At 73.6% G+C, this 24,387-nt stretch carries 21 protein-coding genes; 9 read left to right on the forward strand and 12 right to left on the reverse strand.

The features are described 5' to 3' along the window. Window positions 1-19: 19 nt before the first annotated feature. The gene (locus tag ABEE00_RS20930) at window positions 20-1,327 is read right to left on the reverse strand and encodes a PP2C family protein-serine/threonine phosphatase (RefSeq protein ID WP_345747124.1); all 1,308 of its coding nucleotides are present in this window, start codon (window positions 1,325-1,327) and stop codon (window positions 20-22) included. A 251-nt stretch (window positions 1,328-1,578) separates the two neighbouring features. Here ABEE00_RS20930 and ABEE00_RS20935 point away from each other — a divergent pair, with 251 nt between their 5' ends. Then, window positions 1,579-3,678, forward strand: a complete 2,100-nt coding sequence (locus ABEE00_RS20935; protein ID WP_345747125.1) for an ATP-binding protein — start codon at window positions 1,579-1,581, stop codon at window positions 3,676-3,678. A gap of 302 nt (window positions 3,679-3,980) precedes the next feature. Here the strand turns inward: ABEE00_RS20935 and ABEE00_RS20940 are convergent, their stop codons facing one another. From ABEE00_RS20940 to ABEE00_RS35840, 5 genes are all read right to left on the reverse strand, one after another. Beyond that, on the reverse strand, window positions 3,981-5,192 hold the full coding sequence (locus ABEE00_RS20940) for an NAD(P)/FAD-dependent oxidoreductase (protein WP_345747126.1): 1,212 nt from the start codon (window positions 5,190-5,192) through the stop codon (window positions 3,981-3,983). Beyond that, entirely contained in the window at window positions 5,189-6,730 is a 1,542-nt protein-coding gene (locus tag ABEE00_RS20945) for a sodium:solute symporter family protein (protein ID WP_345747127.1), read from the reverse strand. The genes ABEE00_RS20940 and ABEE00_RS20945 overlap by 4 nt, the downstream gene beginning before the upstream one ends. Before the next feature lie 66 nt (window positions 6,731-6,796). Beyond that, window positions 6,797-8,047, reverse strand: a complete 1,251-nt coding sequence (gene solA / locus ABEE00_RS20950) for an N-methyl-L-tryptophan oxidase (protein ID WP_345747128.1) — start codon at window positions 8,045-8,047, stop codon at window positions 6,797-6,799. Between the two features lie 60 nt (window positions 8,048-8,107). Then, on the reverse strand, window positions 8,108-8,833 hold the full coding sequence (locus ABEE00_RS20955) for a GntR family transcriptional regulator (protein WP_345747129.1): 726 nt from the start codon (window positions 8,831-8,833) through the stop codon (window positions 8,108-8,110). 163 nt (window positions 8,834-8,996) lie between these two features. Next, a complete protein-coding gene (locus ABEE00_RS35840; protein WP_451918631.1) occupies window positions 8,997-9,155 on the reverse strand; it encodes a hypothetical protein in 159 nt (52 codons plus the stop codon). 434 nt (window positions 9,156-9,589) lie between these two features. Between ABEE00_RS35840 and ABEE00_RS20965 the strand changes: the two genes are divergently transcribed. Then, entirely contained in the window at window positions 9,590-10,843 is a 1,254-nt protein-coding gene (locus ABEE00_RS20965) for a serine hydrolase domain-containing protein (RefSeq protein ID WP_345747130.1), read from the forward strand. A 60-nt stretch (window positions 10,844-10,903) separates the two neighbouring features. Here the strand turns inward: ABEE00_RS20965 and ABEE00_RS20970 are convergent, their stop codons facing one another. Further along, the gene (locus ABEE00_RS20970) at window positions 10,904-12,529 is read right to left on the reverse strand and encodes a PucR family transcriptional regulator (RefSeq protein WP_345747131.1); all 1,626 of its coding nucleotides are present in this window, start codon (window positions 12,527-12,529) and stop codon (window positions 10,904-10,906) included. A 125-nt stretch (window positions 12,530-12,654) separates the two neighbouring features. After that, the gene (locus ABEE00_RS20975) at window positions 12,655-13,953 is read right to left on the reverse strand and encodes a radical SAM protein (protein ID WP_345747289.1); all 1,299 of its coding nucleotides are present in this window, start codon (window positions 13,951-13,953) and stop codon (window positions 12,655-12,657) included. Between the two features lie 632 nt (window positions 13,954-14,585). On the opposite strand from ABEE00_RS20975, the gene ABEE00_RS20980 reads away from it, so the two are divergent. From ABEE00_RS20980 to ABEE00_RS21000, 5 genes are all read left to right on the forward strand, one after another. Continuing rightward, window positions 14,586-15,833, forward strand: a complete 1,248-nt coding sequence (locus tag ABEE00_RS20980) for an extracellular solute-binding protein (RefSeq protein WP_345747132.1) — start codon at window positions 14,586-14,588, stop codon at window positions 15,831-15,833. Window positions 15,834-15,935: 102 nt separating this feature from the next. Further along, window positions 15,936-16,850 (forward strand): carbohydrate ABC transporter permease, encoded by a 915-nt coding sequence (locus ABEE00_RS20985; protein ID WP_345747133.1) that lies wholly within the window; start codon window positions 15,936-15,938, stop codon window positions 16,848-16,850. A gap of 2 nt (window positions 16,851-16,852) precedes the next feature. Continuing rightward, on the forward strand, window positions 16,853-17,770 hold the full coding sequence (locus ABEE00_RS20990; protein ID WP_345747134.1) for a carbohydrate ABC transporter permease: 918 nt from the start codon (window positions 16,853-16,855) through the stop codon (window positions 17,768-17,770). Between the two features lie 71 nt (window positions 17,771-17,841). Then, a complete protein-coding gene (locus tag ABEE00_RS20995; RefSeq protein WP_345747135.1) occupies window positions 17,842-19,053 on the forward strand; it encodes an exo-alpha-sialidase in 1,212 nt (403 codons plus the stop codon). A 76-nt stretch (window positions 19,054-19,129) separates the two neighbouring features. Continuing rightward, entirely contained in the window at window positions 19,130-19,939 is an 810-nt protein-coding gene (locus tag ABEE00_RS21000; RefSeq protein WP_345747136.1) for an SDR family NAD(P)-dependent oxidoreductase, read from the forward strand. Between the two features lie 10 nt (window positions 19,940-19,949). On the opposite strand, the gene ABEE00_RS21005 is transcribed toward ABEE00_RS21000, so the two are convergent. Both ABEE00_RS21005 and ABEE00_RS21010 read right to left on the reverse strand, forming a co-directional pair. Beyond that, entirely contained in the window at window positions 19,950-20,411 is a 462-nt protein-coding gene (locus tag ABEE00_RS21005) for a PPOX class F420-dependent oxidoreductase (protein ID WP_345747137.1), read from the reverse strand. A gap of 37 nt (window positions 20,412-20,448) precedes the next feature. Continuing rightward, the gene (locus ABEE00_RS21010) at window positions 20,449-20,853 is read right to left on the reverse strand and encodes a nuclear transport factor 2 family protein (RefSeq protein WP_345747138.1); all 405 of its coding nucleotides are present in this window, start codon (window positions 20,851-20,853) and stop codon (window positions 20,449-20,451) included. 102 nt (window positions 20,854-20,955) lie between these two features. Between ABEE00_RS21010 and ABEE00_RS21015 the strand changes: the two genes are divergently transcribed. After that, on the forward strand, window positions 20,956-21,531 hold the full coding sequence (locus ABEE00_RS21015) for a TetR/AcrR family transcriptional regulator (RefSeq protein WP_345747139.1): 576 nt from the start codon (window positions 20,956-20,958) through the stop codon (window positions 21,529-21,531). Window positions 21,532-21,548: 17 nt separating this feature from the next. Next, window positions 21,549-22,085, forward strand: a complete 537-nt coding sequence (locus ABEE00_RS21020) for a DUF1648 domain-containing protein (RefSeq protein WP_345747140.1) — start codon at window positions 21,549-21,551, stop codon at window positions 22,083-22,085. 66 nt (window positions 22,086-22,151) lie between these two features. Here ABEE00_RS21020 and ABEE00_RS21025 read toward each other — a convergent pair whose 3' ends face one another. Both ABEE00_RS21025 and ABEE00_RS21030 read right to left on the reverse strand, forming a co-directional pair. Continuing rightward, window positions 22,152-22,868, reverse strand: coding sequence for a GNAT family N-acetyltransferase (locus ABEE00_RS21025; protein WP_345747141.1), 717 nt, complete (start codon window positions 22,866-22,868; stop codon window positions 22,152-22,154). Further along, entirely contained in the window at window positions 22,853-24,070 is a 1,218-nt protein-coding gene (locus ABEE00_RS21030) for an HD domain-containing protein (RefSeq protein WP_345747142.1), read from the reverse strand. Before ABEE00_RS21030 ends, ABEE00_RS21025 begins: the two co-directional genes overlap by 16 nt. Between the last annotated feature and the right edge of the window lie 317 nt (window positions 24,071-24,387).

Here is a 24,387-nt window from a genome sequence, read left to right on the forward strand (position 1 = left end):
CCCTGGGGGATCGCGGGCCTCAGGGGAACGCGGGCCCCGCGGCGCCGGGCGCCCCGGTCCCGTTCCACCGCTGCGCCGAAGTCCGTCGCTCCGCCGAAGTCCTCCGCTCCGCCGACGGCAGCCTCGGCGAGGGCAGTTCGATGGAGGGGACGTCCAACGAGGAGACGTCCCGCTGAGGCCCCTCCGGCAGGGGAGCCGTCGGCGGAGGCGGCCCGGGCGCGGGCGAGTCCGCGCCCACGCCCGCCGGCTCGCAGAGTACGAGGGCGAGGTCGTCGGCCAGCGGGCCGCCGGTGTGCGCGGCCGCCATGCCGTGCAGGGCGTCCAGCGCGTCGGCCGGTGTGGGCGCGCCCAGTGCGTCGCCGACCCGTTCGAGCAGGGGGAACCCGGCGCCGGTGGCGTCCCGCGCGTCGCTCAGGCCGTCGGTGTAGAAGAGCAGCAGATCGCCGGACTCCAGATAGACGCGGTGCGGCCGGGGCGTCGGATGCAGGCCCAACGGCGGCGAGACCTCCGGGGGTTGCAGCAGCTTGAGCTGCCTGCCCGCGCGCAGGGGCGCGGGGTGCCCGCAGTTCACGAGGCGCACCTCGCCGGGCGCGAACTCGGCGAGCACGGCGGTCACGAAGTCCTCGGGCCCCAGGGACGGAGCGATCCGCGCGTCCAGCGCCCGGGTCAGATCGGCGAGGCGGGGCGTGAGATAGGCGAGGTCGCGGAAGGCCCGTATGGCCGTCGCCGTGGTCGCCAGCGAGTCCAGGCTGTGGCCGCGTACGTCGCCGACGAGCAGCCGCGTGCCGTAAGGGGTGTGCACGACGTCGTACAGGTCGCCGCCCACCGAGGCGCCCGGCACCGGGCAGTGGTGCCGGGTGCACACCTTCACGCCGCCGATCTGCGTGGACACCGGGCGCAGGATCGCCTCCTGGGACGCGCGGGCCACGCGCAGCGCCTGGGCCAACTCGGCCTCCCTGGCGGTATTCCGCGCCGCGTTGCGCACCGCGATCCCGCCGCCGGCAGCCAGCGCCAGGAACTCCGTGGCGAATCCGGGATCGGTCACGAGGTGCCGTACGCCGCCCGCGCCCGAACCGCCCACGCCCAGGCCGCCCAAGCCCAGCGCGAGCAGCAGCGAGCAGGCGGCGACCGAGGCGGTGCGGCGCGCGTCCAGCCGGGAGCCGGCCAGGACGGGGCCGATGAGCAGCGCGCCGAGGGCCGGTGACCGGCCGTCGGCCGACGCGCCGAGCGCCGCTGCCGCCACGGTGGCGCCCAGCGCCCAGGCCATCGGGCCGCGCCGCCACCAGCCGCGCGCGCTCGTACCCCGCCACCCTCTGCCGACGGCCATGAGCAGCCCCTTCCGTCCCTGCGCGCGGTGGCAGCAAAGAGCACAGCATGGCCCAAGGCCCCCGTGACCGGGAGTAGTTGATCGGATTCAGACGTCAGTTGGCCATGTGTGTCGGCGCGCTGAAGGGGTCTGAGCACGGAGAGGGAAGATCCGGGCAGGTCATGGCATCCCGGGGGCGGCGCCCCTCCGGCGGGAAAGACTCGGCGGCGGGCGGCGAACGGCGGCCAGGGCACGAGTGGGGAGAACGGCGCATGGACAGTTCGCGGCGGGTCCGGAGGGCGGGCAATCTGCCCTCAGAGGCGACGAGTTTCATCGGGCGCCGGGCCGTGCTCAGCGCCGCATCCGGCATGGTGCTCGACGCCCGGCTGGTGACGCTGACCGGAATGGGCGGCGTGGGCAAGACCCGCCTGGCGCGGCGCGTCGGCGCGGAGTCGGCGGCCGCCTTCCCCGACGGGGTGTGGCTGGTGGAGCTCTCCCCGCTCAAGGGCGCGGCCTCGCTCCCCCTCGCCGTGTACGAGGCGCTCCGGCTGGCGGACCAGTCGCCCAGGTCGGCGTACGAGGTGGTGACCGAATGGCTCGCCGACAAGCGGCTGTTACTCATCCTGGACTGCTGCGAACACCTCGCGGCCGGATGCGCCGAGTTCGCCGCGAAGCTGCTGGCCACGGCGCCCCGGGTGCACATCCTGACCACCAGCCGCTGCCCCCTCAGGACACCGGAGGAGTGTGTGGTCACCGTGCCCCCGCTCCCCGTCGGCGGTGCGGGCCGGCGGCGCGGCGAGGGGCCCGCCGCCGCCGAGCTGCTCTTCACCGACCGCGCCGCCGCCGCGGCGCCGCTGTCCGTACCCGGCGAGCGCGACGGCGCGGTGGTCGCCGAGATCTGCGCGCGCCTGGAGGGCATCCCGCTCGCCATCGAACTGGCCGCGGCCCGGCTCTCGGAGATGTCCCTCGACCGGCTCTGCGTACTCCTGCACACCCGCTTCGAGACGCTCACCGCGCAGGACGAGCCCGTCCTCGGCGGCGAGCCGCGGCACCGGGCGCTGCGGACGACGATCGGCTGGAGCCACGAGCTGTGCACGCCGCTGGAGCGGCTGCTGTGGGCGCGGTTGTCGGTGTTCTCCGGGGGCTTCGAGGAGGAGGCGGCCGCCTGGGTGTGCGCCGACGGCCCGCTCGACAGCGACCAGGTGCCGGGGCTGCTGTCCTCGCTGGCGGACAAGTCGGTGCTGCAACGCGGCAACGCGCAGCGCGGCATGCGGTATTCGATGCTGGACACGGTGCGCGACTTCGGCCGCGAGTGGCTGCGCGGGCTCGGCGAGGACCACGAACTCGCCCAGCGCCACCGCGACTTCTACCGCCTGCTGGCCCGCACCGCGCACCAGGACTGGGCCGGCGGCCGGCAGGTCGCCTGGTGCGACAGGGCCACGGCCGAGTACGCCAACCTGCGCGCCGCCCTGGAGAACTGCCTCGCCGACCCGGATCCGCGCTACGCGCTGGAGATGGCAGGCAATCTGTGGTCCTTCTGGTTCTGTTACGGGTTCCAGCGCGAGGGCCGCCACTATCTGGACCGGGCACTCGCCAGGGCGTCGGAGGACGATCACGGTCACGAGCGGTTCTGGGCGCAGTGGGCCTGCGGGATCCTGGCGTGCGCCCAGGGGGACCGCGAGGCTGTCGAGGCGATGGACGACGCCTGCGCCCGGCTCGCCGCGGTGCTGGGCGACCCGACGGCGGCCGAGGGCGCGACCACGCTCAAGGGCGCGGGATACGCGACAGGCGGCCGGTCCGACGAGGCGGTCGCGCTGCTGGACGCGGCGCTGCGCTCGCCGGACTTCGGCGCCGGTTCGCCGCCGGTCAGGTTCATGGCGCTGTGCTCGCTGACGGTCGCGCACCTGGGCCTGGGGGACTTCGCCCGGCTCGCCGCGACCGCCGACCTGCTGCGCGCCGAGTGCGAGGAGGCGGGCGAGCAGTGGTGCCGCGCCTACGCCCTGTACTGCCTGGCCACCGCTGCCCTGGGCACCGGCGATCCGGTGGCGGCGATCCGGTACGGGGGCAGGGCGCTGCGCCTCAAATGGCGGCTGCACGACACGCTCGGCGCCGCGATGATCCTGGAAACGCTGGCTCCGGCCCGCGCCGCGACCCACCCCGCGCAGGCCGCGCGGCTGCTGGGCGTCGCCGACGGCCTCTGGAACTCCATCGGCCGCGCGCAGTCGGGCATCCCCGGTTCCGTCACGGCACGCAAGGCCCGTGAGCTCCGCCTTCGCGAGGCCCTGGGCGACGCCGCGTACGAGGCCGCGCACCGTGCGGGGCGCGAGTGCGACGTCGCGGACGGGGTCGCGTATGTGCTGAGCCTGGAATGACCGCGCCGCGCCCCGGGCCCCGTCTGGGCTCTCTCCCCCCCCACACAAGGTTGTGGGCATTCGTTCCGCTGGGGCGGAACGGGTGGGCACAACCGGACCGCAGCCCCCGGCCCCCACGCAACCACCCACCCAACGGGGTTCGGGGCGCAGCCCCGCGGGCGCCCGCGGCGAGCGCGAACGTCGAGTGCGTGGGGACGGGGGCCTCGCGGCTGGCGGTTCCGGTGTGCCCGCCCGTTCCGCCCCTAGCGGAACGCACGCCCACACCTAAGTGGGGGGAGGCGGCGCGGCGCGCAGCGCCTCCCTCACTGCTGCCCCGCGAATCGCGCCCTCTCCAGCGGCGCGTGGTCCTCCGCCCTCGTCGAGGTGAGCCGGGACGGTGCGAAACCCTCCAGCAGCAGGTCGCGGTCCCCCGTCAGCACGTCCTCCGCGACGAGGCGGCCCAGCAGTGGGCCGAGGGTGATGCCGCTGTGCGTGGCCACGGTGTAGACCGGGAGCCCGGGCCGCAGGCGCCCCGCGACCGTCAACCCGTCGGCGGGCAGCGCGCGTTGCCCCACCCGCAGGGACTCCAGCCACGCTCCCTCCGTACCGTGCAGCAGATCCGCGAGGCGGCCGAGCAGGTCCTTCGCCAGCGGTCCCCCGGGGTCGTACGACGCGCCGGGATCGGCCTGCGGGTCGAGGTCGAGGCCCTGGATGACGAGGCGCCCGCCGCCCTCGGGGCGCACGTTGAGCCGGGGCGTGGTGAGGACCGGGGCGAGCCGGGTGGGCACGGGCCCGGTGTAGGCGAGGAAGCCGACCGTCGCGGATCCGGCCTCGTCGGGATCGGCCATCGGTACGGGCGTACCGGCGAGGGCCGTGGTGTGCGCCGTCCAGCGACCGGTCGCGGTCACCACGTGATCGAAGTGCGCGCTCGTCCCGTCGGAAAGGGTCAACCGGACGCCGCCGCCCGCCGGTTCGAGCCCGCTCACCTCCGCGGGGCAGCACAGCTCGGCGCCGTGCTCGCGCGCCTCGCCCCACAGCCGGGCCAGCAGCGCGGCGGGCAGCACGTACCCCTCCTCGGGGAAGAGCGCGATGTCCCGTACCGCCGAGGGAATCCGCAGGTCGGGGGCGTGGGTACGGGCCTCGTCCTGGGTGATGCGGCGCAACGGGTAGCCGCGCGAGGACAGTTCGCCCAGCGCCTCGTCCAGGCGCTCCCGCCCGGCGTCGTCCTCGGCCCACTCCAGGTTGCCCGTGGGGAAGAACCAGCGCGGCGCGCTCCCGTCCGCCGCGCGCTGGAGCGCGTGGTGCTCGGCCATGCCCGCGATGTTGAGGTCGTGGTAGCTGCGCGGGTTCTTGGAGTGCGAGTTGATCCACGCGAAGGTCGTGCCGGTGGTGCCGGCGCCGAGCCTGGTGCGCTCGTACAGGGTCACGCGCGCGCCGCGCACCGCGAGGGACCGCGCGACGGCGGTGCCGAGGACACCGCCTCCGATCACGGCGACGGAGGGTCCTGCGGTGGGGCCAGAGGTGGGGGTGGTCATGCGGAAGTGCTCCGTTCCCTTTCGGTGATGGCCGGTTCTGCTGACGTGGTCGCGGGCCTGGCGCGGCCCGCGCAGACGGCGAAGGCGAGGAGGACCACGATGGAGGCGGCGATGCCGTAGACCGCGTACGGGACGGTCGTGTCGGCGATCTGGGCCGCGCCGCATCCGACGAGGCCCGCGCACATGGTGGCCAGCGCGGCCGCCGGGGTGAGGCGGAAGCGGCGGCGCAGCAGGTAGCCGAGGAAGACGGGCGCGGCGAGAGCGGCGGCCGAGTAGGCGTACGTGGCGACGAGCCAGGTCAGGGCGCTGGGGAAGGCGATCGCGAGCACCGCGGCGACGACGGTCACGGCCACCGTGCACAGCCGGGAGTACGAGACCAGTCGCCGGTCCGCCGCGCGCCGCCCGGCGACGCTCTCGTACAGGTCGCGCACGAGGTTGGTGACCACGGACTGCAGCGCGCTGCCCGAGGTGGAGACGATCGTGGCGACGAGGAACGCGCCGTAGGTGACGAGCAGGACGGGCGGGAGCTGGGTGATGAGCCAGCCGGCCGCCTCCTCGGGGTTGCCGAGGCCGGGGTTGCGGGCGCGCACGGAGAGGCCGATGGCCGCGGCGTACACGCCCCCGATGAGGATCGTGAAGCCGCTCAGGACGAGGCCGCGGCGCGCGTCGCCGAGCTTCTTGGTGGCGAAGAGGCGCTGGTAGTAGAGCTGATTGGTGAGCGTGCCCGGCAGGATCGCGGCGAGCCAGAGCCAGGTCTGCTCGCCGCCCGCCGCGAACACGCCCTCGGGACGCCAGAGCCCGTCGGGCACGGAGCGGGTGATGCCGCTCCAGCCGCCGGCCGCGTGCACCGCGTACCCGGCGACCACCAGGGACATCACGATCTTGAAGATGCCGAAGACGAAATCGGTCCAGGCGACCGAGGTCAGCCCGCCGGGCAGGACGAAGATGAGCGAGGCGGCGGCGATGACGAGGATCAGGGGCTCCGGGGAGAGCCCGGTGAGCTGCCCGAACAGCTTGGAGAACGCGACGAACTGGGTGGCCAGCCAGCCGAACGGCACGACCAGCGCGCACAGTCCGGCCAGCGCCACCACCGTACGGCCGTGCCCGAACAGCTTGGTGATCACGTCGGGGATGGTCGCGAAGCCCTGCCGCCGCAGCCAGGGGGCGATCAGGGCGAGCCCGAAGAAGCCGAGGACGACGCAGAATTCGTACGCGAAGACCGCCCAGCCCGAGGCGTAGGCGATGCCGACGTGCGCGATGAGCACGCCGCCGCCGGCCGCCGTGGCGAACTGGGTGATCACCACCACGATCAGCGGCAGCGACTCGGAGGCGGTGAGCCAGTCGCCTGCGCCCTTGGCACGGCGGCCGAAGTACAGCGAGAGCAGCGCGCCCGCGACGATGATCAGCAGTCCGGCGCCGACGATGGCGGCGATCTGCGCGGTGGAGTGGTGCGGCGAGTGCGGGGCCTGGGCCGCCAACTCCCAGGCACGGAGGGGTGGTTGAGAGGCGGAGGAGGGCAGGGGCGACACGTGTGGCATGGGACACGCTCCGCGAGGGGGAGGGGAGAAAAGGGGAAGGGGTGCGCTCGGGCCGCGGGGGCGCGCTCAGGCCGTGAGGCGGGCCGGGTCCAGGAAGGAGAGGTCCGTGTCGGTCTTGCCGTACACGGCGAGGTCGGCGGCGATCTCCCCGAAGACCGGCGCGAGCTTGAAGCCGTGCCCGGAGAAGCCGGTGAGCACGGTCGCGTTGCGGGCCCCCGGCAGCGGCCCGACGAGGGGATGCTCGTCCTCGGTGAAGCCCTCCGCGTACACCCCGACGCGCACCGGGTGGGGCTCGAGTCCCGGCAGCAGGTCGGCGACGGCGGTGGAGGCCGCCCGTACGAAGTCGGTGTCCACGCTGCGCGGCAGCTCCTCGGGCGAGGCGATCGGGGGCCAGCCGAGATGGTGCGGGACGATCTTCACGGCCGTGCCGTCGAGCACCGGGAAGCAGGAGAAGCCCGCCGCGTGATGGCGACGGATCGCGACCGGCAGCCGCTCGGGCCGGTGCCCGCCGACGTCGCGCGCCGCGAACCACAGCGCCGCGATGCGCCGCGCCCCGACCGGCAGCGGCGCCACGCCGTCCGGCAGTGGGAACGAACTCGCCCACGGGCCGGGGCAGATGACGACGTGATCCACGTCGTACATCTCGCCGCCCCCAGTGGCGCCCCCGTCGCCGCCCCCGGCGGTGTCCCCGGCCGTGATCCGCCAGCCCTCGCCGTCGCCGCGTTCGGCGAGCCCGGTGACCTGCCGGTACGGGAGGAGCCGCGCGCCGTGCCGCTCGGCCATGGCGAGCGCGGCCTGCACGGCGGGCTCGGGGCGCAGCACCCCGGACTGCGGGTCGAGCACGGCGACCTCGCCCTCCTCCAGGCGGTGCTGGGGGTAGCGGCGGCGCGCCTCGGCGGTGTCCAGGACCTCGTGGCGCAGCAGGTATTCCTCGGCGCTGCCGCGTACGGCGCGCACATCGGGGTGGTCAGCGGGGCCGATGGTGAGGCCGCCGCAGAGGGTCAGCAGGGGGCGGTCCGCGGCCTGTTCGAGCCCGCGCCAGAGCCCGTACGCGCGCTGGAGCAGCGGTACGTAGCCCGAGCCCTCCTTGTAGGCGGTGCGGAAGATGCGGGACTCCCCCGCCGAGGCGCCGCGGTCGTGGCCTGGGCCGTAGGCGTCGAAGGCCAGCACCCGCGCGCCGCGGACCGCGAGGCGCCAGGCGGTCATGGCGCCGATCACTCCGGTGCCGATCACGGCGACGCGCGGGGCGTCGGAGTCGGTGCGGGACGTGGCGCGGCGCTCGGTTTCGGCGTCGGCTTCGGATCGGGCTTCGCTCATGCGGAACCATCCCTTCTGAGAGGCCCGGCGGGGCCGTACTGGCCTGCACCGGGCGGCCTCTCAGGGGCCGTCCGGCACTTCCAGCACCGACTGCTCGATGAAGAACTCGGTGACCCCGGGGCGCATGATGTGCCACATGGCCTCGGCGAGCCGCCCGTCCGCGAGCCGGGTCAGCCGCCGCAGCCTGAGCACGGGTGTGCCCTCGGGCGTGCGCAGCGGACCGGCCGTCTCCTCGTCGAGTACGAGGGGCTCCACGTACATGCGCGAGGTGCTGACGGGGACGCCGGTGCGGTGGAAGTGGTGCAGGACGGTGAGCTGTTCGAGGTCCTCGGCCAGCAGGCGGGGCGCGAGGGAGAAGGGCACGGCCGTCAGCTCGACGGCCAGCGGCTCGCCCTCCTCGTCGTACTTGACGCGGCGGAGTTCGTTGACGGGGGTCTCGGGGTCGAGCCCCGGGAGGGCGACGCCTGCGTCGCCCGCGGGCAGGACCCGGGCGGACAGAACGGCATGCGGGCCGTGCACTTCGGGCCCGGTCTGTTGCGGGTTGACGAAGCGCAGCAGGTTCTCCTGGCGTGCGGTGTCGGCGACGAAGGTGCCCCGTCGCCGATAGCGCACCACCAGGCCCGCGCGGGCGAGCTCGTCCAGGACGCGCTGCGCTGTGGCGCGGCTGACCCGGTGCTCCTCCTGCAGCTCGGCCTCGGTGGGAACCCGAGCGCCCGGCGGCAGCTCGCCCGCGTGGATCCGGGCCTCGATCGCGGCCCGGATCCGCTGGTACTTGGGTACGGCCATGTCTGGTGAACCAACCTCCCTTTGATAGAACCATTCTCCAATTGACCGGTCAATACTCGTGAACGGCTTCCCTTCCCGCGACTCCCTCCCTCAACGCCCGCCCCCACGGGGCCGGTTCCGTCGCCCCGCTCCCGCCGGGGCAGGTCACGCGCCTTTCCTGGCGCTACCCCCGGGCCGCGCCCGTACGCACGGCGGCCACCGCGACCGTGGCGTACCGCAGGGTGAAGGCGCCGCCCAGCGCGTCGACCGCGGCGCCGATCCCGTCCAGCACCCCGTCCATCCGGTCGGCCGTCAGGCGCGTGAAGCCGCCCTGCGTGGGCACCTGTTCCAGCCACGCGTCGCGGGTGTCGGGAAGGCGTGCCCGAACACCGCCAACACGCCGCCTGGCAGCAGGGCTTCGGCTGCCTTCGCCTGACCCGCCTCGGGGTCGATCCAGTGCCAGGCCGTCCCCGCGACCACCCCAAGGAGCGGGCGACCTCCCGGTGCCGGTGCGGCTCGGGGTTGCGGGGCTGGGCCATCGGGAGTCCTCCGTCGTCGGGTGCGCTCCTGCGGTGCGGCGTTCCGGGTGTGCCGTTCAGGGTGTGCCGCGCGCCGTGCCAGGGAGCCTGACCTGCCAGGGAGGCCGAGCCTTCCAGGCGCGGGCGGCGTCCGCGAGGGGCGGGAGAGCGGCCCGTTGGCCGCGCGCACAAACCGCCCCCGGGATCTCTGTCCTGGCGCGGCAAGCGCGGCGTCGCCGCGCGTCCGACGGTGTAGCGCATGGAGATTCCAGCAAGCCTGCGGAAGGCCACCCCCACTGCCCCCGGCTCCCCCAGCACGCTGCGGAGGACCGGCGCCCTGCTCGCCCTGGCGCTCACCGCCTCCCTGACGACGGCCCCCGCCGCGACGGCCGCCCCGAACACGACAGCCGGCTACGACACTTCGCCGGCCCCCCACGCGGCGCCCACCTCGCCCCCGTACACCTCCCCCACGAAGCGCTGCGACACCAAGCCCTTCCAGCGCGCGCTCGAGCAACTGCGCGGCGTCGGGGCCTCGGGGATCAGCGTGACGGTCAAGAGTCCGCGCTGCGGCCTGCTGACCAGCGGTGTCGGGCGCGCGGACCTCAAGAGCGGGCGCGAGGTCACGGGCCGGGAGCACAGCCGCATCGCCAGCAACACCAAGACGTGGACGGCCACGGTCGTACTCCAGCTCGTCGGCGAGGGGAAGCTGCGGCTCGACGACACCGTGGACCGCCACCTGCCGGGGCTCGTCCGCACCCGGCACTACGACGGGCGGAAGATCACGATCCGTCAGCTCCTCCAGCACACCAGCGGGCTGCCCGACTACCTGGAGGCGCCGTACTGGGAGAACGAGACCGCACACCGCTGGGACCACACCGACCCGCTGACGACGGTCAAGCAGGCCCTCGCGGTGCCGCCGGCCGACCACGGCCCCCGGCACCGCTTCTCGTACTCCAACACCAACTACAACCTGCTCGGCCTCATCGTCGGCAGGGTCACGGGCCACCGCATCGGCACCGAGATCGACCGGCGGATCGTCCGGCCCCTCGGACTGCGCCACACCTCATGGCCCGGCGACAGGACCTCGCTTCCCGCCCCAGCCCTGCACAGCTACGTGAAGCGCTCGGGAAAGCTGCGCGACTGGACCGAGTGGAACGTCTCGGGCGCCGACGCCTCGGGCGCGCTGGTCTCCAACGGACCCGACATATCGACCTTCTGGACCGCGCTGATGTCCGGGAAGCTGCTGGCACCGGCCCAGCTCGCCGAGATGAAGAAGACCGTCCGCGACCCCGAGGAGCCCGGCGGGCGCTACGGCCTGGGCGTCGAGCGCTATGAACACGCGCCCGGCGAGGTCACCTGGGGCCACAGCGGCTTCATGGAGACCGGGCACAAGCTGCGGAACGCCGTCACCGACGACGGCAGCAGGACCGCCACGCTGCTGATCGGCTCGGAGGACTTCAAGGAGAAGAAGGTGGACACCATCCTCACCCGCCTCCTCCACGACCTCCGCTGAGGGGACCGCCGACCCACGCGCCGGGCCCGGGCCGCACAACAGCCGAGCTGCACAACATCCCTACCGCGGCCCGAGCCCGGCCAGCACCCTCAACTGCAACCACAGCACCAGCCGTTCGTCCGGATCGGCCAGGTCGATCCCGAGCTGGCGGCCCGCCTGCCTGAGCCGGTAGCGGCAGGTGTTGGGGTGTACGGAGAGCGCCCTGGCCGCGGCCGGCACGTCACAGCCCGCGTCGAACCAGCTCACCAGCGTGCGCGCGTACTCGGTCCCCTGCTCGGCGTCCGCCGCCAGCACCCGCCGCCAGGCGCCCTCCCCCAACTCGCCCCGATCCCCCATCAGCTCGGCCAGCCGCAGCAGGGTCACCCGGGCCCGCAGCTCCCCGACCGCGGCCACCGGACGCGCGTCGTCGAGCAGCCGCAGGACCGCGTCGGCGTCCGCGCGGGATTCCGGTACGGAGCCGAGCCCCTGCACCACGTCGCCGAGCCCGGCCCGTACGGGTGCGCGCAGCGACCTCCCTGCCCGGCGCACGATGTCCTCCGCGAGCCGCCGGTGCCGGTCGCACTTCCCGTCATCCGGCCCCGAAGCGGGCGCGGGCACGGGCCCCGAAGCGGGCGCGGGCAGCAGCGCGTACACCACGCCGTCCAGCAGCGCGCACGCCTGCCGCCCGTACTGCGTCTCGCACTGGAGCCGCACCACATCCAGCAGCCGCAGCGCGGTGCGTTCGGCATCCGGAACGCACGCGGAGTCCGGCGCCTCCTCCGCCGCTCCCAACGCGAACGCCGCCACCCGCACCGCTCCCAGCCCCAGCCGGTGCCCCGCCGTCGCCGCGTCGGCCGAGCCCTCCAGGAGCCGCCGCACGAGACCGGCGTTCTGACGGTGGCTCAGCTCGTGGCGCAGTTCGCGGGCCGCGCGGGCGCGCAGCAGGAGCAGCGCCGCCGTGGACGCGCCCTGCGCCAGGGTCTCCTCGGCGTCCGGCGCCAGCTTGCCGTCGTCGACCAGCCATATCGAGCCCAGCGTCTCGCCCCCTGCCCGCACGGCGACGGCCAGCCGCGGCAGGTCCTCCGGGGTGAGCGGGGGCAGCCGCACCGGCGCCGACGAGCCGAACACCCGCCGCACCTGCTCCGCGTTCTGCACGCTGTCGGGCACCTGGAGCCCAAGGATGCCCTGCTTGCGGTCCTCATCCAGCCGCTGCCCCGGAACGGTGGAGTACGCCAGGATGCGCTGGCGCGGGTCCTCGACGGAGGTGGCCCCTCCGGTCGCCGCCGCGATCGCGTCGGCCAGCGCGAACAGGTCCCCGGGGCCGCCGCCCGGCAGGGAGGGCGCGACCTCCAGCGCCGAGGCCAGCATCAGGTGCACCTGGTGCCAGGACGCCTCCTCGCCGAGCGCGAGCAGCGCCACCCCGTACGCCTCCGCCTCGGCCGCCGGTCCGTCGGCGCCGCGCACCACGACCCCGGCCATCCCGCCGTCGGCCGCCGCCCGTACCACCGGGCCCGCCTCGGCCGCGCGCACCCCGACCGCGAGCAGCAGGGCGCCGGGCGCGTGCGGCACCGGCGCGCCGGCGTCGTACAGCAGCGCCTCGGTGACCGGCGTGCCGAGCCCGGCGGGCGCGGTGTGCAGCCGCAGGTCCTGGTCGCCCACGGCGCGCATCAGGGAGCCGAGCGTACGGATGTCCGTGCCTGCACTCACCACAGGAATGCCCTCCCCACACGAAGACAACGCCGTCCCGGATACGAGACGGCGTCGCCGGAGGCGGGGTTTCAGCGGGGGCGGCGGCGTGGCGCAGGTCACTCCGCCGCCCCTGCTCCCGGGATCTAGGCGAGCGGAGCGCCCTCCTCGGTGGGCAGCGTGTCCATGAAGGAGCTGACCGAGAAGACCGCGCGGCCCGCGCCCGCGGGGCCGTAGCCGGGGGGCGAGGAGAGGCCGTGCCGCTGCATCGCGGAGCGGTAGGCGTCCAGCAGCCGGATGTGGTACTCCAGCGGCGCGCCCAGCGGGTTGCGCTTGCCCAGCGGCGTGGTCGGCTCCGGGCACCAGGTGGTGAACCGCGGGGTGATGCCGCGGGACATGAAGTAGTCCAGGCCCTCGGTGGTGGAGGTGATCGCCTCGTCCACGGTGTCGAAGCCGTACGGGGCCGCCATCTCGATGCCGGCCACGAAGTTGGGGATCACGTTGCGCGGCCCGAACACCTCGGCCGAGTCGAGGATGCGGCGGTGCCACTCCTCGCGGCCGACGTAGCGCTCCTTGCCGGGGCAGTACTGCTCGAAGAGCTTCTTGTCCCACACCTCGTAGTTGGGGTGGTAGATGCGGATGCCGTAGTCGTGGAAGCGCTGCACGTCCTCCTTGGGCAGCGCCTGCGCGACGACCTTGCCGGTCCAGCGGCCGGGGAAGCGCTCCTCGATGGCCTTGGCGTACATGCCGTAGAAGTCGGCCTCGTCCTTGCCCTGCACCTTCGAGGTGATCGAGCCGCCGGTGAGGGTGTAGGCCCGGGAGGCGCCGAGGTTGTCGTGGTCGGAGATGATCTGGAGCGCCTCCAGCACCTCCTCGACGGGCTTGACGCCGGTGTACGGGCGCCCGGCCGCCTTGTGCTGGCGCCAGTTGTGGTTGATGTCGCAGTACTGGCACTCCTCCTTGGCGCCGAAGTACTGGCAGACCCGGAAGGCGGTCAGGTAGATCAGGTAGCCCCACTGGATGGTGGGGGCGACCTCCATCACGGACTTCCCGTTGGAGAGCGTGTGGCGGTAGTAATCCGGCATCGGCGGCAGGCCGACGTCCGAGATCTTCCGCTCGTCCAGGTAGAGCCCGAGCGCGCCGTCCTCGCCCGCGCGCACGCGGTAGGGCGAGTCCGGATTGACCCGCACCGAGACCACGGTGCGCCGCAGCTCGTACGGCCCGCCGGTCAGCACGATCTCCTCGGGCGGCCGGCGCAGCGCGGCCTCGCCCAGCTCGGGCAGGGTGCGGTGGTCGAAGGAGAAGATGAAGTACGACTTCGGCTTGACCTCGCCCGTCGCCTCGTCGGTGGTCTCGCTCAGCGCCGAGTCGTCGAAGGCGATCCCGCCCCGCAGCAGATCCTCCTTGATCACCGCCTCCCGGGGGATGTGCGGGAAGCGCTGCATCAGGTCCTCGACCAGTGCGGTCCGATTCGGGTGCCCCTGCAGATCCTGCTGGGGGGACGGACCCTGCTTGGACGGCAGCAGGGTCGGCATCGGCAGAGGTGTCGACTCTGACGGCATTGTGTGATCAGGCTCCTCACTTCGCGGCCCCGGACATACCCGACGGTACTCCCGCGCCCTGAGCGGCCGAACACCGGTCGGGTCTTTGAGCCCCTGAGGGTCCCGGCACGCGGCATCGGCGTACGAGGTGAGCCAGGGCACACCGCCGCGATCACGGCCGGACCCCTCCCGCGAGCCCCCGGCCCGCACATCACCCAGGCCCGCGCACACCCGCACACGCACCGCCCGCGAACTCCCCGTACCCGCACAGGTGTTGACGCTCGGCCGCCCCCTGCGTACAACGTTGTATCTCCGAAGTCACGGGGCGCTGCCACGCACGGGTGTCTCCGGATTCCCACGTTGCACCACCCTGCCGTGGAAGGACGTCCCTCATGCGGGATCAGCCAGCACGTTCCGGACCGTCTCAGAGCTCGGGCCCCTCCTCTCGCCCCTCCCGGCGCGGACTGCTCCGCGGCACGCTGGCGTTGGGTGCCGCCGGGGCCTCCACGGCGGTGCTCGGCGGGTGCGGGAGCACCGTGGCGCAGGGGTTCACCGGGGCCCCGCCCGCTCCGTCGCGGCTGAACTTCTGGAACCCGTTCACCGGCGGCGACGGCGAGCGGATGCGGGCCATGGAGGCGGCGTACCGCGCCCGGCACCGCGAGACGGAGCTGAAGTCGGCGACCTTCGTGTGGGGCAATCCGTACTACACCAAGCTCTCCCTCGCGACGCTGGGCGGCCGCCCTCCCCAGGTGGCCGTGGCGCATCTGTCGCGGGTGCCGACCCTCGCGCAGGCGGGCCTGCTCACCGAGCTCGACCCGGCGGAGCTGGAACGCCACGGGCTGAGCCGCGCGAAGTTCGACCGGCGGCCCTGGGAGAAGGCGCACGTGGACGGCGCGCTGTACGCCGTACCGCTGGACACCCACCCCTTCGCCCTCTACGTCCGCACCGACCTCGCCGACAAGGCCGGACTCCTCGACCGGAAGGGCGATCTGCCCGATCTGGACGGTCCCGACGCGTTCCTGGACGCGCTCAAGGCGGTCAAGGAGGTGACCGGGGCCTGGGGCTGCTCGGTGGCCTCGGTGAAGGATCCGGCCACGCAGTTCCGGCTCTTCTGGTCCTTCTACCGGCAGCTCGGCGGCGGCGACCTGGTGGCCGACCGGGGCCGCAGGGTCGTCGTCGACACGGAGGCGGCGGCCGAAACGCTCGCCTACATCCGCCGGCTGGCCCGCGAGAAGGTCGTGCCCACCGGCGCCGACGGTGCGGGCGGCGCGATCACCCTGCTCAACACGGGCAGGGCGGGCTTCCTCCTGGACGGCGTGTGGCAGGTGCTCGCGGTGCGGGACGCCAAGGTGAAGTTCGACGTGCGGCCCCTGCCGCGCGTCTTCAAGGAGGCGCCGTACGCCTGCGCCGCCGACTCGCACGCGCTGGTGCTGCCCAAGGCGCCCTCGGCGCGGGCCCGGCGGCTCGACGCCTCGCTGGAGTTCGCCGCCGCGATGCTGCACGACAGCCGCCTGTGGGCCGAGGGCGGTCACATCCCCGCCTGGCTGCCCACCCAGCGCTCCCACGCCTACCGCTCGCTGGTGCCCCAGTCCCACTACGCGGCCGCGGCCGACGGCGCCGCGTACGAGCCGGCCGCCTGGTACGGAGGCGCGGGCAGCTCGCTCCAGATCGTCGTCGGCGACGCCGTGAGCTCGGTCTTCACCGGCGCCTCCAGCCCCTCGGCGGGCGCCGCGCGCATCCGCGCCGAGCTGCGCGAACTCGCCGCCCAGCCGGCGCCGGTGTGACCCCCACCCCTCAACCCCCTCGCCGCTTGCGCGACCTCGTACACCGCCTCGTACACCGCCTCGTACGCCCGGAACCACACGCCCGGAACGAAAGGCCGTCGCATGGCCACGATCGCCACGACCGCACCGCACCCGTCCGTCCGCGCACGCGACCGCTGGGCGGGTCCGGGCATGCTGCTGCCCTTCGGCCTCTTCTATGCGCTGTTCCTGATCGGACCGCTGCTCTACACGGGCGTCGCGGGATTCTTCGACACCAGCCTGTTCAGGGACGGGCTCGGCGAGTGGGCCGGGCTGTCCAACTACGCGGCGGTGCTGGGTGATTCCGAGTTCTGGCGCACGCTCAAGAACACGCTGTGGTTCACGGTCCTGACGACCGTTCCACTCGTGCTGTTGTCCCTGGCGCTCGCGATCCTCGCCGACCGCTTCGCGCGCGGGCGGTGGTTCTTCCGGCTCGCGTTCTTCGCCCCGTTCGTACTGCCCTCGGCGGTGGTCTCGCTCATCTTCATGTTCGTGTACGCGGACGAGGTGGGGCTCGCGCAGGACGTGGCCAAGCGGCTCGGCGCCGATCCCGCCCCCTCCTGGCTCGGCGACCCGGACTGGGCGATGCTCTCCATCGCCGCCGCCACCGTGTGGTGGACCCTCGGCTTCAACTTCGTGCTCTACCTCGCCGGGCTCCAGGACATCCCCCGCGAGGTGCACGAGGCCGCGGCGCTGGACGGCACGGGACCGTGGCAGCGCGTCCGGCACGTGATCGTCCCCATGCTGGGCCGCACCACGACCCTGGTCACGGTCCTCCAAGTGATCGCGTCGCTCAAGGTGTTCGACCAGATCTACATGATGACCAACGGCGGCCCCGACGGCAGCACGCGCCCCTCGCTCCAGCTCATCTACGACACCGGCTTCGTCGAGGGCCGCATCGGCTACGCCTCGACGGTCTCGCTGCTGTTGTTCGTGGTGATCCTGGTGGTGTCGCTCGTCTGGTTCGCCGTCGTCCGCCGGGCCGAGAAGGAGCGCTGACCGTGACCGCGACCTCCACCACCGCCGCGTACGCCCGGCCCGACCACGACTCCGAGGGGTCCGCGCCGCCCCGTACCCCTCGTCGCCCCCGCCTCAGGTACGACGCCGAGCGGCTGTTCAACCGTGTCGCGCTCGGCGCCCTGCTCGCCTTCGCGCTGCTCTGGCTGGTGCCGCTGGCCTGGGCGTTCGCCACGTCCATACGGCCCGCTCAGGAGGTGGTGACCAACCCGACGGGCTGGTTCACCGCGCATCCCACGCTCGCCGCGTACGGGGAGATCCTCGACGCGGGCAAGCTGCCGTACTGGTACGCCAACAGCTTCCTCACCGCGACGCTCACCACGGTGCTGACCGTGATCACCGCGTCCCTGGCGGCCTTCGCGCTCTCCCAGGCCCGCTTCCGGTTCCGGCGCGCGGCCTTCGGTCTGCTGCTGGCGGGGCTCATGATTCCGGGTCAGGTGCTGATGATCCCCCAGTTCCTGGCCCTGGAGTCGGCCGGGCTGCTCAACACGTACTGGGGCGTCGTGCTGCCCCAAGTGCCCAATGTCATCGCCGTCTTCGTCTTCAAGCAGTTCTTCGACGGGCTGCCGCCCGAGCTGATCGACGCGGCGCGGGCCGACGGTGCGGGGTGGCTGCGCACGTACTGGCAGATCGTCCTGCCCGTGTCGCGGCCCGCGCTCTCGGCCGTCACGATCTTCGTGTTCGTCGGCGTCTGGAACAACTTCCTGTGGCCGCTGCTGGTCGTCACCGACCCGGAGATGATGACCCTCCCCGTGGGCCTCACCTCGGTCCAGGACGTCTTCGGCGTCCCGTACGCGCAGCTCATGGCCTCCGCCGTGCTGGGCGCGATCCCCCTCCTCGCCGTCTTCCTCCTCTTCCAGCGCAGGATCGTGGAGGGGATAGCGGGGACGGGCTTGAAGTAGCAGTTGCCCCTACTACCCCGATGGGACCTCCCATGACACCCAGACCCAGCACGCGTTTAGGCCCCCGCTTCTTGCTCTGTGCGGCGCTTTCCGCCCTGTTCGCGCTGGTCGCGGGGGTCTTGGGCGCGCAGCCCGGCAGTGCTCACGCGGACTCAGCGGGCGCAGCGGTCACAGCGCACGCGGCGGCCCGTGCGCCGCTGCGCGACGGCACCGCGCTCTATCCCCGCGCGATCCGTCTCGCGCACAACGGGGCCGCGAACGGTCGCGTCCTGGCCTCCGTCGTCACCTTCTCCGGCAAGGACGGGCTCGGCGCGATCCACGAGAGCACCGATCAGGGCGCGTCGTTCCGCGAGGTCGGCATCGTGCGCGATCCGCAGGCCGCAGCCGGCAAGGGGCTGTGCTGCGCGACCCTGTACGAACTCCCCCGCGCCATCGGCCCCTTGCCCGCCGGCACGCTGCTCTGGGCCGCATCGGTCGGCCAGGACACCCCTGACCGGCGCATGACCCTCCGCGTCTTCAAGAGCAACGACGTGGGTCGCACCTGGAGTTACCTCTCCACGATCGCCACCGCGCCCAACACCCGCGGCCTGTGGGAACCGGAGTTCTCCCTCGACACCTCGGGCCGCCTCGTCGCCCACTACTCCGACGAGACCGACCCCGCGCACAGCCAGAAACTGGTGGCCGCGCGCACCTCCGACGGCCGCACCTGGACAGGACACCACGACACGATCGCCAGCAGGCTCGCCTCCGACCGCCCGGGCATGGCCGTCGTACGCCGCCTCGGCACCGGCCCGTACGTGATGTCGTACGAGATCTGCGCGCCCTCCGGCCAGTACGCCTGCGTCGTCCACTACCGCACATCCGCCGACGGCTGGAACTGGGGCGACCCCGCCCACCTGGGCTTCCGCCCGGAGACCGCGGACGGCCGCTACTTCAAGCACGCCCCGAACCTCGCGTGGTCCCCCGAGCCCGGCAACCCCGACGGCCGCCTCTACCTGATCGGCCAGGTCCTCCACGAACGCGACGGCACCCGCGCGCCGGACAGCGGCCGCACGGTGTGGACCAACTCCCGGGGCGGCACGGGGACATGGCAAGAGATCCCGGCCCCGGTGACAGTCACCTCCCCCACGGTCGACTACTGCCCCAACTACAGCTCGGCACTGCTCCCTTCCGCAGAGGGCAACCGCCTGCTGGAGATCGCCACGGATTGGGACGGGGGCGTGTGCAGGGCGTACTTCGCCACGGGGGCGGCGAGCGCCGCGCGCTCGCACCGTTTGACGTGATCGCTCTTCCCCCGCGGCCGACCCGTCTGTGAGGGTCGGGTCCTCATGGCGGTGTCGGCTTGCGGAGGTGGGGATCGTGGTGGATCAGCGGGTTGTGCTTGTCACCGGTGGCGGGTCGGGGATCGGGGCCGCCGTCGTGCGGCAGTTGTGCGGGGCCGGGCACCGGGTTGTCGTCTCCGGGCGGCGGCCCGAGCCGCTGCGGGAGATCGCCGCCGAGACCGGGGCCCTGGCCCACCCCTCCGACGCGGGCGACCCGGAGGCCGTGGCGGACCTCGTACGTACAGCCGTCGGCGCGTTCGGGCGGCTGGACGGGCTGGTGCTCAACGCGGGGACCGCGCGCGGCGGGGCCGTCGGCGACCTCTCGGACGAGGACTGGGAGACGGTGATGCGTACCAATGTCACCGGCCCCTTCCTCCTCCAACGCGCCGCGCTCCCCCACCTGTTGGAGTCGCGCGGCTCCGTGGTCGGAGTCGCGTCCGTGGCCGCGCTGCGCAACGGCGCGAACAGCGCCGCGTACGGCACCTCCAAGGCGGCCCTGCTCCAGCTCTGCCGCTCCCTCGCCGTGGACTACGGCCACCAAGGACTGCGCTCCAACATCGTGTGCCCGGGGTGGGTGCACAGCGAGATGGCCGACCGGCGCATGACGCGCTTCGCGCAGGAGGCGGGACTGGGCGACGGGACGGCGGAGGACGGGTACGAGGAGGCCACCCGCCTCGTACCCGCCGGCCACCCCGGCGAGCCGCACGAGGTCGCCGAGGCCATCGCGTGGCTGCTCTCCCCCGCCGCCTCGTACGTGAACGGCGCCGTGCTCACTGTCGACGGCGGCACGACGGCCGTCGACGCGGGCACGGTGCCCTTCAACTTCAGCGTGCGGGCGCGGGGTTGAGAGGCCGGCGCTAGTCCGCCAGCTCGGCCAGGGCCACGATGTGGGTCGGGCGGATGCGTACCGCCATGGCGCCCAGGCCCGCGATGCCTCGTGCGGTCTCCTCGGCGCGGTCGGCCGGCATGTAGCGGCGAGCGCCGGCCATGGCCCAGTGGAGCACCTCGTCGGGGTCCTGGCTGAGGGCGGCCTCGCCCTCGATGCTGACGTACGAGTACGGCAGACGGTCGTCGTCCACGCACAGGGCGGCGCGGGCCTCGCGGCGCAGCGCCCGCCCCTTCACCGAAGCGGCCGGCGTGGTGAACACGATGTCGCCGAGCGGCGATTCGGGGGTGGCCGCCGCGCGGTCCAGGTTGAACCAGACCGGGGCCACATGCGGCCTCCCGTCCTCGCGCACGGTGGCCAGCTTCGCCGTGCGCGCAGGCTGCGCGGTCAGGAACTCCACGAGCTCCTCGTGGGGCATGGTGCGGCCGGGCATGTCGTCTCCTTCCGGGGTACGGGCAGCGGGGGCGGGTTCACGCGGCGGCGGGCCGCGGCGGGCCCATGTAGTCGCGGAGGTGGGCGACACGGCCGTCCCGTACGGTCACGAACCACACGTAGTCGAGGTCGAACGGGACGTCCTCGGGCAGCCGGTGGTGGTGCCCCTGAGCCTCGACGATGAGTTCGTCGCCCGCCTCACGTACGCGGATGTCGCTGAAGTACCCGAAGCGGATGTGCTCGGGCAGCCGGGCCAGGTAGGCGGCGATCGCCTCGCGGCCCTCCAGGCGGCGCACCTCGCCCTCGGCGGCGAAGGGGAACTCGTGGACGGCATCGGGCGCGTACACCTGCACCCAGCCGTCGACGTCGCCCTCGGACAAGGAGTCCAAAGCCCGCGCGAACCATGCGGGAAGACCGTTCGCGGAAGTCGTCAAGGCAGCCATGGGGAGCCCTCCTGTAGATTACGGACCATGAGTCCGAATAACCGTAACACCATTCCGGACCGTGGGTCCGAAAAAAGCGAAGGGCGCCGCGGCCGCCCGCCCGTGCCCCGTACCCGCGTGCTGGAGGCGGCCGACGCGCTGTTCGCCGAGGCCGGCGCCTCGGACGCGGTCTCGATGGACGCCATCGCCGCCGCGGCCGGAATCGGCAAGGGGACGCTCTTCCGCGCCTTCGGCAGCCGGGACAAGCTGCTGGACGCCCTGTTCGCCATGCGGATGGGGGCGCTGCGCGAGGCCATCGAGACGGGGCCCGCGCCCCTCGGTCCCGACACCCCGCCGCGCGAGCGGATCCTCGGGATCATGGACGCGGCGCTCACCTTCAAGCTGGACAACCGCCCGCTCATCCAGGCCAGGGAGGTCACGGCGGGCGGCCTGCTCCAGGCGGACCACTACCGGTGGATGCACCACACGCTGCGCGACCTCATCGAGCGCGCGGCAGCGGACACCTCGCCGACCGGCACCTCGTCCACCGGCGCCCCGGAGGCCGACCCGGGATACGCGGCGCACATCCTGCTCGGCGCCCTCCGACCCGACCTCATCGACGAGTTGCTGGCGTCGGGCGAGACGCCGGAGACGCTGCGCGCCGCGCAGGCCGACCTCGCCCGCAGGCTGCTCGACTGACCGTGGATCATTGGGGCATGGTCTTCTCCCACCCCTTCCGGCTGTGGCTGCTGCCCAGCTTCGGGCTGCTCGCCGCGATGGCCGCCTGGGGCGCGGTGCGCTATCCACGGCTGCCGGACCGGATACCCGGGCACTTCGGCCTCACCGGCGTGGACGCCTGGACGGACAGGTCGGTCGGCAGCGCCTTCGTGATGGTCTTCCTCTACGCGGGGCTCACGCTCGTGATGGCCGGGAGCGCGGAGTTGTCGCTGCGGCTGACGCCGCGCGACGAGCTGGCCGCGCGCGGCGGCGCGCCGTTCGCTCTGCACGGCCCGGCCTCCACGGCCTCTTCCCTGGTCAACAGGCCCGCCAGCCGGGTCGCGGCACGGCGCATCGCGCGTTCCCTGCTGGTGATGAACCTCTGCTTCGGCGTCGCGTTCCTCGCCGGGGGCGCGTCGACCTGGTACACGGCGCCCGGCCAGCAGGTCCCGTGGTGGCTCACGGCCACCACGTTCGCGATGCTGCTCTTCGGCATCGCCCACGTACTCGTGGTGGCGCTGCGCAACCGCAAGTGATCGCAGGGGTCGCGGGCGACCGCAAATGTCCGCAACTGGCGGACAGCGGTGCCCTCTTGACCCGCCTCAGGCCCCCGGCACCCGCGCCGCCATGAACGTGGGCCGCGCCCTGAGCCGGAAGCCGAGCGCCTCGTACAGCCCTATCGCGGGGTTGTCGTGGCCGGTGTGCAGGAACGGCGTCTCGCCCCGCTCCCTGATGTTCGCGGCGACCGCCAGGATGAGGCGGCGCGCCAGGCCCTTGCCGCGGAAGTCGGGGTCGGTGCACACCCCGCTGATCTCGGTCCAGCCCGGCGGGTGCATCCGCTCGCCCGCCATCGCCACGAGCGCGCCGCCGCTGCGGAAGCCGAGGTAGCCGCCGAGTTCGACGGTGCGCTCCAGGAACGGGCCGGGGCGGGTGCGCCCCGTGAGCTCCAGCATCTCCGGCACGTCGGCCGGGCCCAGCCGTACCGCCTCCTCGTCGTGCGCGGCCTCGGCGCCCTCGTCCACGAGCTGCACCCCGGCCAGGTCGAAGGTGACCTCCCAGTCGCGCGGCGGCCGCGCGGGCGGCCCGGCGAACATCACCGAGGCGCCGGGCCCCGCCAGCCGCGCGAGGTCACGCCAGTCCTGCTCCCCCGCGTCGTCGGGCAGCGCATACCAGGGCGAGACCTCGGTGTCGTACCGCAGTACCCGTCCGGCGCGCTCGGCGAAGCGCGCGTCGGGGCCGGTCAGCGCGGAGTGCGCGGGGTTGTCCAGCGGGTGCGGCGACGGGTGCGGTGCGGGCTGCGCGGTCAGGGCGTGCTCCAAGGTCGGGCGGCGCGGGGGCCGGCCGGCCCCGGCACCTCACAACAGGCACTCCCGCCTCCACATTCCCTCGGTGCGGGAGCCTCGGTGCGCGCCGGAGCCTCGATCCCTGCGGGAGCCTCGATGCGGCACCTCCACGGCAGCGCGGGCAGATGCCCGAAGGCGGGATGGTCCGGCGCCAGCGGGCGGCCGTCGACCAGGGGCATGTCGAGATACAGCCGCTTCTTCTCGTACGTGAAGCACCCGGCGCCCACGGACTCCTCGGCCGGCCCCGACCCCGGCGCGATGTCGGTGACGCGCCAGGCCGCCGGGTCGCGGCGCAGCAGCCGGGTGTGCTCGGCGGTCGCGGGCTCGCTCAGGAGCAGGGCCCAGAACTCGTCGTCGGTCATCGCCGCGAGCTCGGCGCGGCGCCGCTCGGTCGCGTCGCGCAGCAGCACGGCGGCCAGGTGGCGTACGACGCCGTTGGGCACGGCGTTGGTGTGCGAGCACAGCCACCTGTTCTCGTCGGCGACGAGTCCGGCGAGGTAGCCGCCGGTGTCCGCGTCGGTGCTCACCCGCCCGTCCGCGATGCGCACGCGGTCGAGGGTGTACGGCGGCGGCTGGGCGGTGCGGCCGTGCGCGCGGCCGCTGCGTACGAGCGAGTCCAGGTGGTCGAGCTTGAGCGCCCCGGGACCGCCGGACAGCACCGATGGCCGCTCCCCCGCGTCGACGGCCAGCACCTCCTCGGGGTCCACTCCGTACCGGCGCAGCAGCGGCCCGAGTTCCGCGACGCGCTCGGCGCCGAGCGCGTGGTGGTCGAGTCCGGCGACGCCCTCGAAGGTGTGGCTCAGCGGCAGGTGGCCCACGTCGTGCAGCAGCGCTGCGGCGCGGGCCGGGCGGTCGGCCGGTGCGAAGTGCGCGGTGAGCGCGAGGAGTCCCAGGGAGTGTTCGAGCCGCGAGTACGACTGGGTGCTGGACATGGCGGCGGCGCCCGCGTGCGCGACGAATCCGAGGCGGCGCACCCACCAGCAGCGCAGCAACTCCCGCTCCAGCTCGGTGAGTTCGACACACACGCGCCACAGCGGGTCGCGGTAGCGGCCGCCCGCGCCGAGCGAATCGGCCACGGCGGGGCGTACGTCCCCTGCGTCAGGACCGCCGCGCGGCTCGTCCGCGTCGACGTCCGGCCGGACTCCCGTGCCAGCACTCGCGCTGCGCTGCGTCCTCATCCGCCGACTTCCCTCCGTTGACGTCCCCAGGGTCCGGCCGCGGCTTCGGCCGGACCGCACCGTACCCGCACACGACGGCGGATTTCGCCCGGTGACGACGCCGTGGCCGGGGCAGGGAGGCACGGTTCGAGGGCTCCCGCGACCTTGCCGACGCGGCAAGGCAGCACGGTACGGGCCCGCGCGGCCGGCCGCCCCGTATCCGGCATATGCCCATCGCCGTTCGATACCAGCCACCCCGGCGCCTTGCCCCCACAGGCCAATCCCTTTGCCTAAGCCGGACGTTGACGCCGCGTTCACGCGCCTTTTACGGCGTTCCG

Origin of the sequence: Streptomyces odontomachicola, from assembly GCF_039605595.1 — a bacterium.
Taxonomy (GTDB): domain Bacteria; phylum Actinomycetota; class Actinomycetes; order Streptomycetales; family Streptomycetaceae; genus Streptomyces.

Excerpts from the sequence above, each read along its gene's own strand:
- ABEE00_RS20930 (WP_345747124.1), bottom strand. The coding sequence starts at position 1,327 with ATGGCCGTCGGCAGAGGGTGGCGGGGTACGAGCGCGCGCGGCTGGTGG.
- ABEE00_RS20935 (WP_345747125.1), top strand. The coding sequence starts at position 1,579 with ATGGACAGTTCGCGGCGGGTCCGGAGGGCGGGCAATCTGCCCTCAGAG.
- ABEE00_RS20940 (WP_345747126.1), bottom strand. The coding sequence starts at position 5,192 with ATGACCACCCCCACCTCTGGCCCCACCGCAGGACCCTCCGTCGCCGTG.
- ABEE00_RS20945 (WP_345747127.1), bottom strand. The coding sequence starts at position 6,730 with ATGCCACACGTGTCGCCCCTGCCCTCCTCCGCCTCTCAACCACCCCTC.
- solA (WP_345747128.1), bottom strand. The coding sequence starts at position 8,047 with ATGAGCGAAGCCCGATCCGAAGCCGACGCCGAAACCGAGCGCCGCGCC.
- ABEE00_RS20955 (WP_345747129.1), bottom strand. The coding sequence starts at position 8,833 with ATGGCCGTACCCAAGTACCAGCGGATCCGGGCCGCGATCGAGGCCCGG.
- ABEE00_RS20965 (WP_345747130.1), top strand. The coding sequence starts at position 9,590 with ATGGAGATTCCAGCAAGCCTGCGGAAGGCCACCCCCACTGCCCCCGGC.
- ABEE00_RS20975 (WP_345747289.1), bottom strand. The coding sequence starts at position 13,953 with ATGCAGCGCTTCCCGCACATCCCCCGGGAGGCGGTGATCAAGGAGGAT.
- ABEE00_RS20985 (WP_345747133.1), top strand. The coding sequence starts at position 15,936 with ATGGCCACGATCGCCACGACCGCACCGCACCCGTCCGTCCGCGCACGC.
- ABEE00_RS21005 (WP_345747137.1), bottom strand. The coding sequence starts at position 20,411 with ATGCCCGGCCGCACCATGCCCCACGAGGAGCTCGTGGAGTTCCTGACC.
- ABEE00_RS21010 (WP_345747138.1), bottom strand. The coding sequence starts at position 20,853 with ATGGCTGCCTTGACGACTTCCGCGAACGGTCTTCCCGCATGGTTCGCG.
- ABEE00_RS21020 (WP_345747140.1), top strand. The coding sequence starts at position 21,549 with ATGGTCTTCTCCCACCCCTTCCGGCTGTGGCTGCTGCCCAGCTTCGGG.
- ABEE00_RS21030 (WP_345747142.1), bottom strand. The coding sequence starts at position 24,070 with ATGAGGACGCAGCGCAGCGCGAGTGCTGGCACGGGAGTCCGGCCGGAC.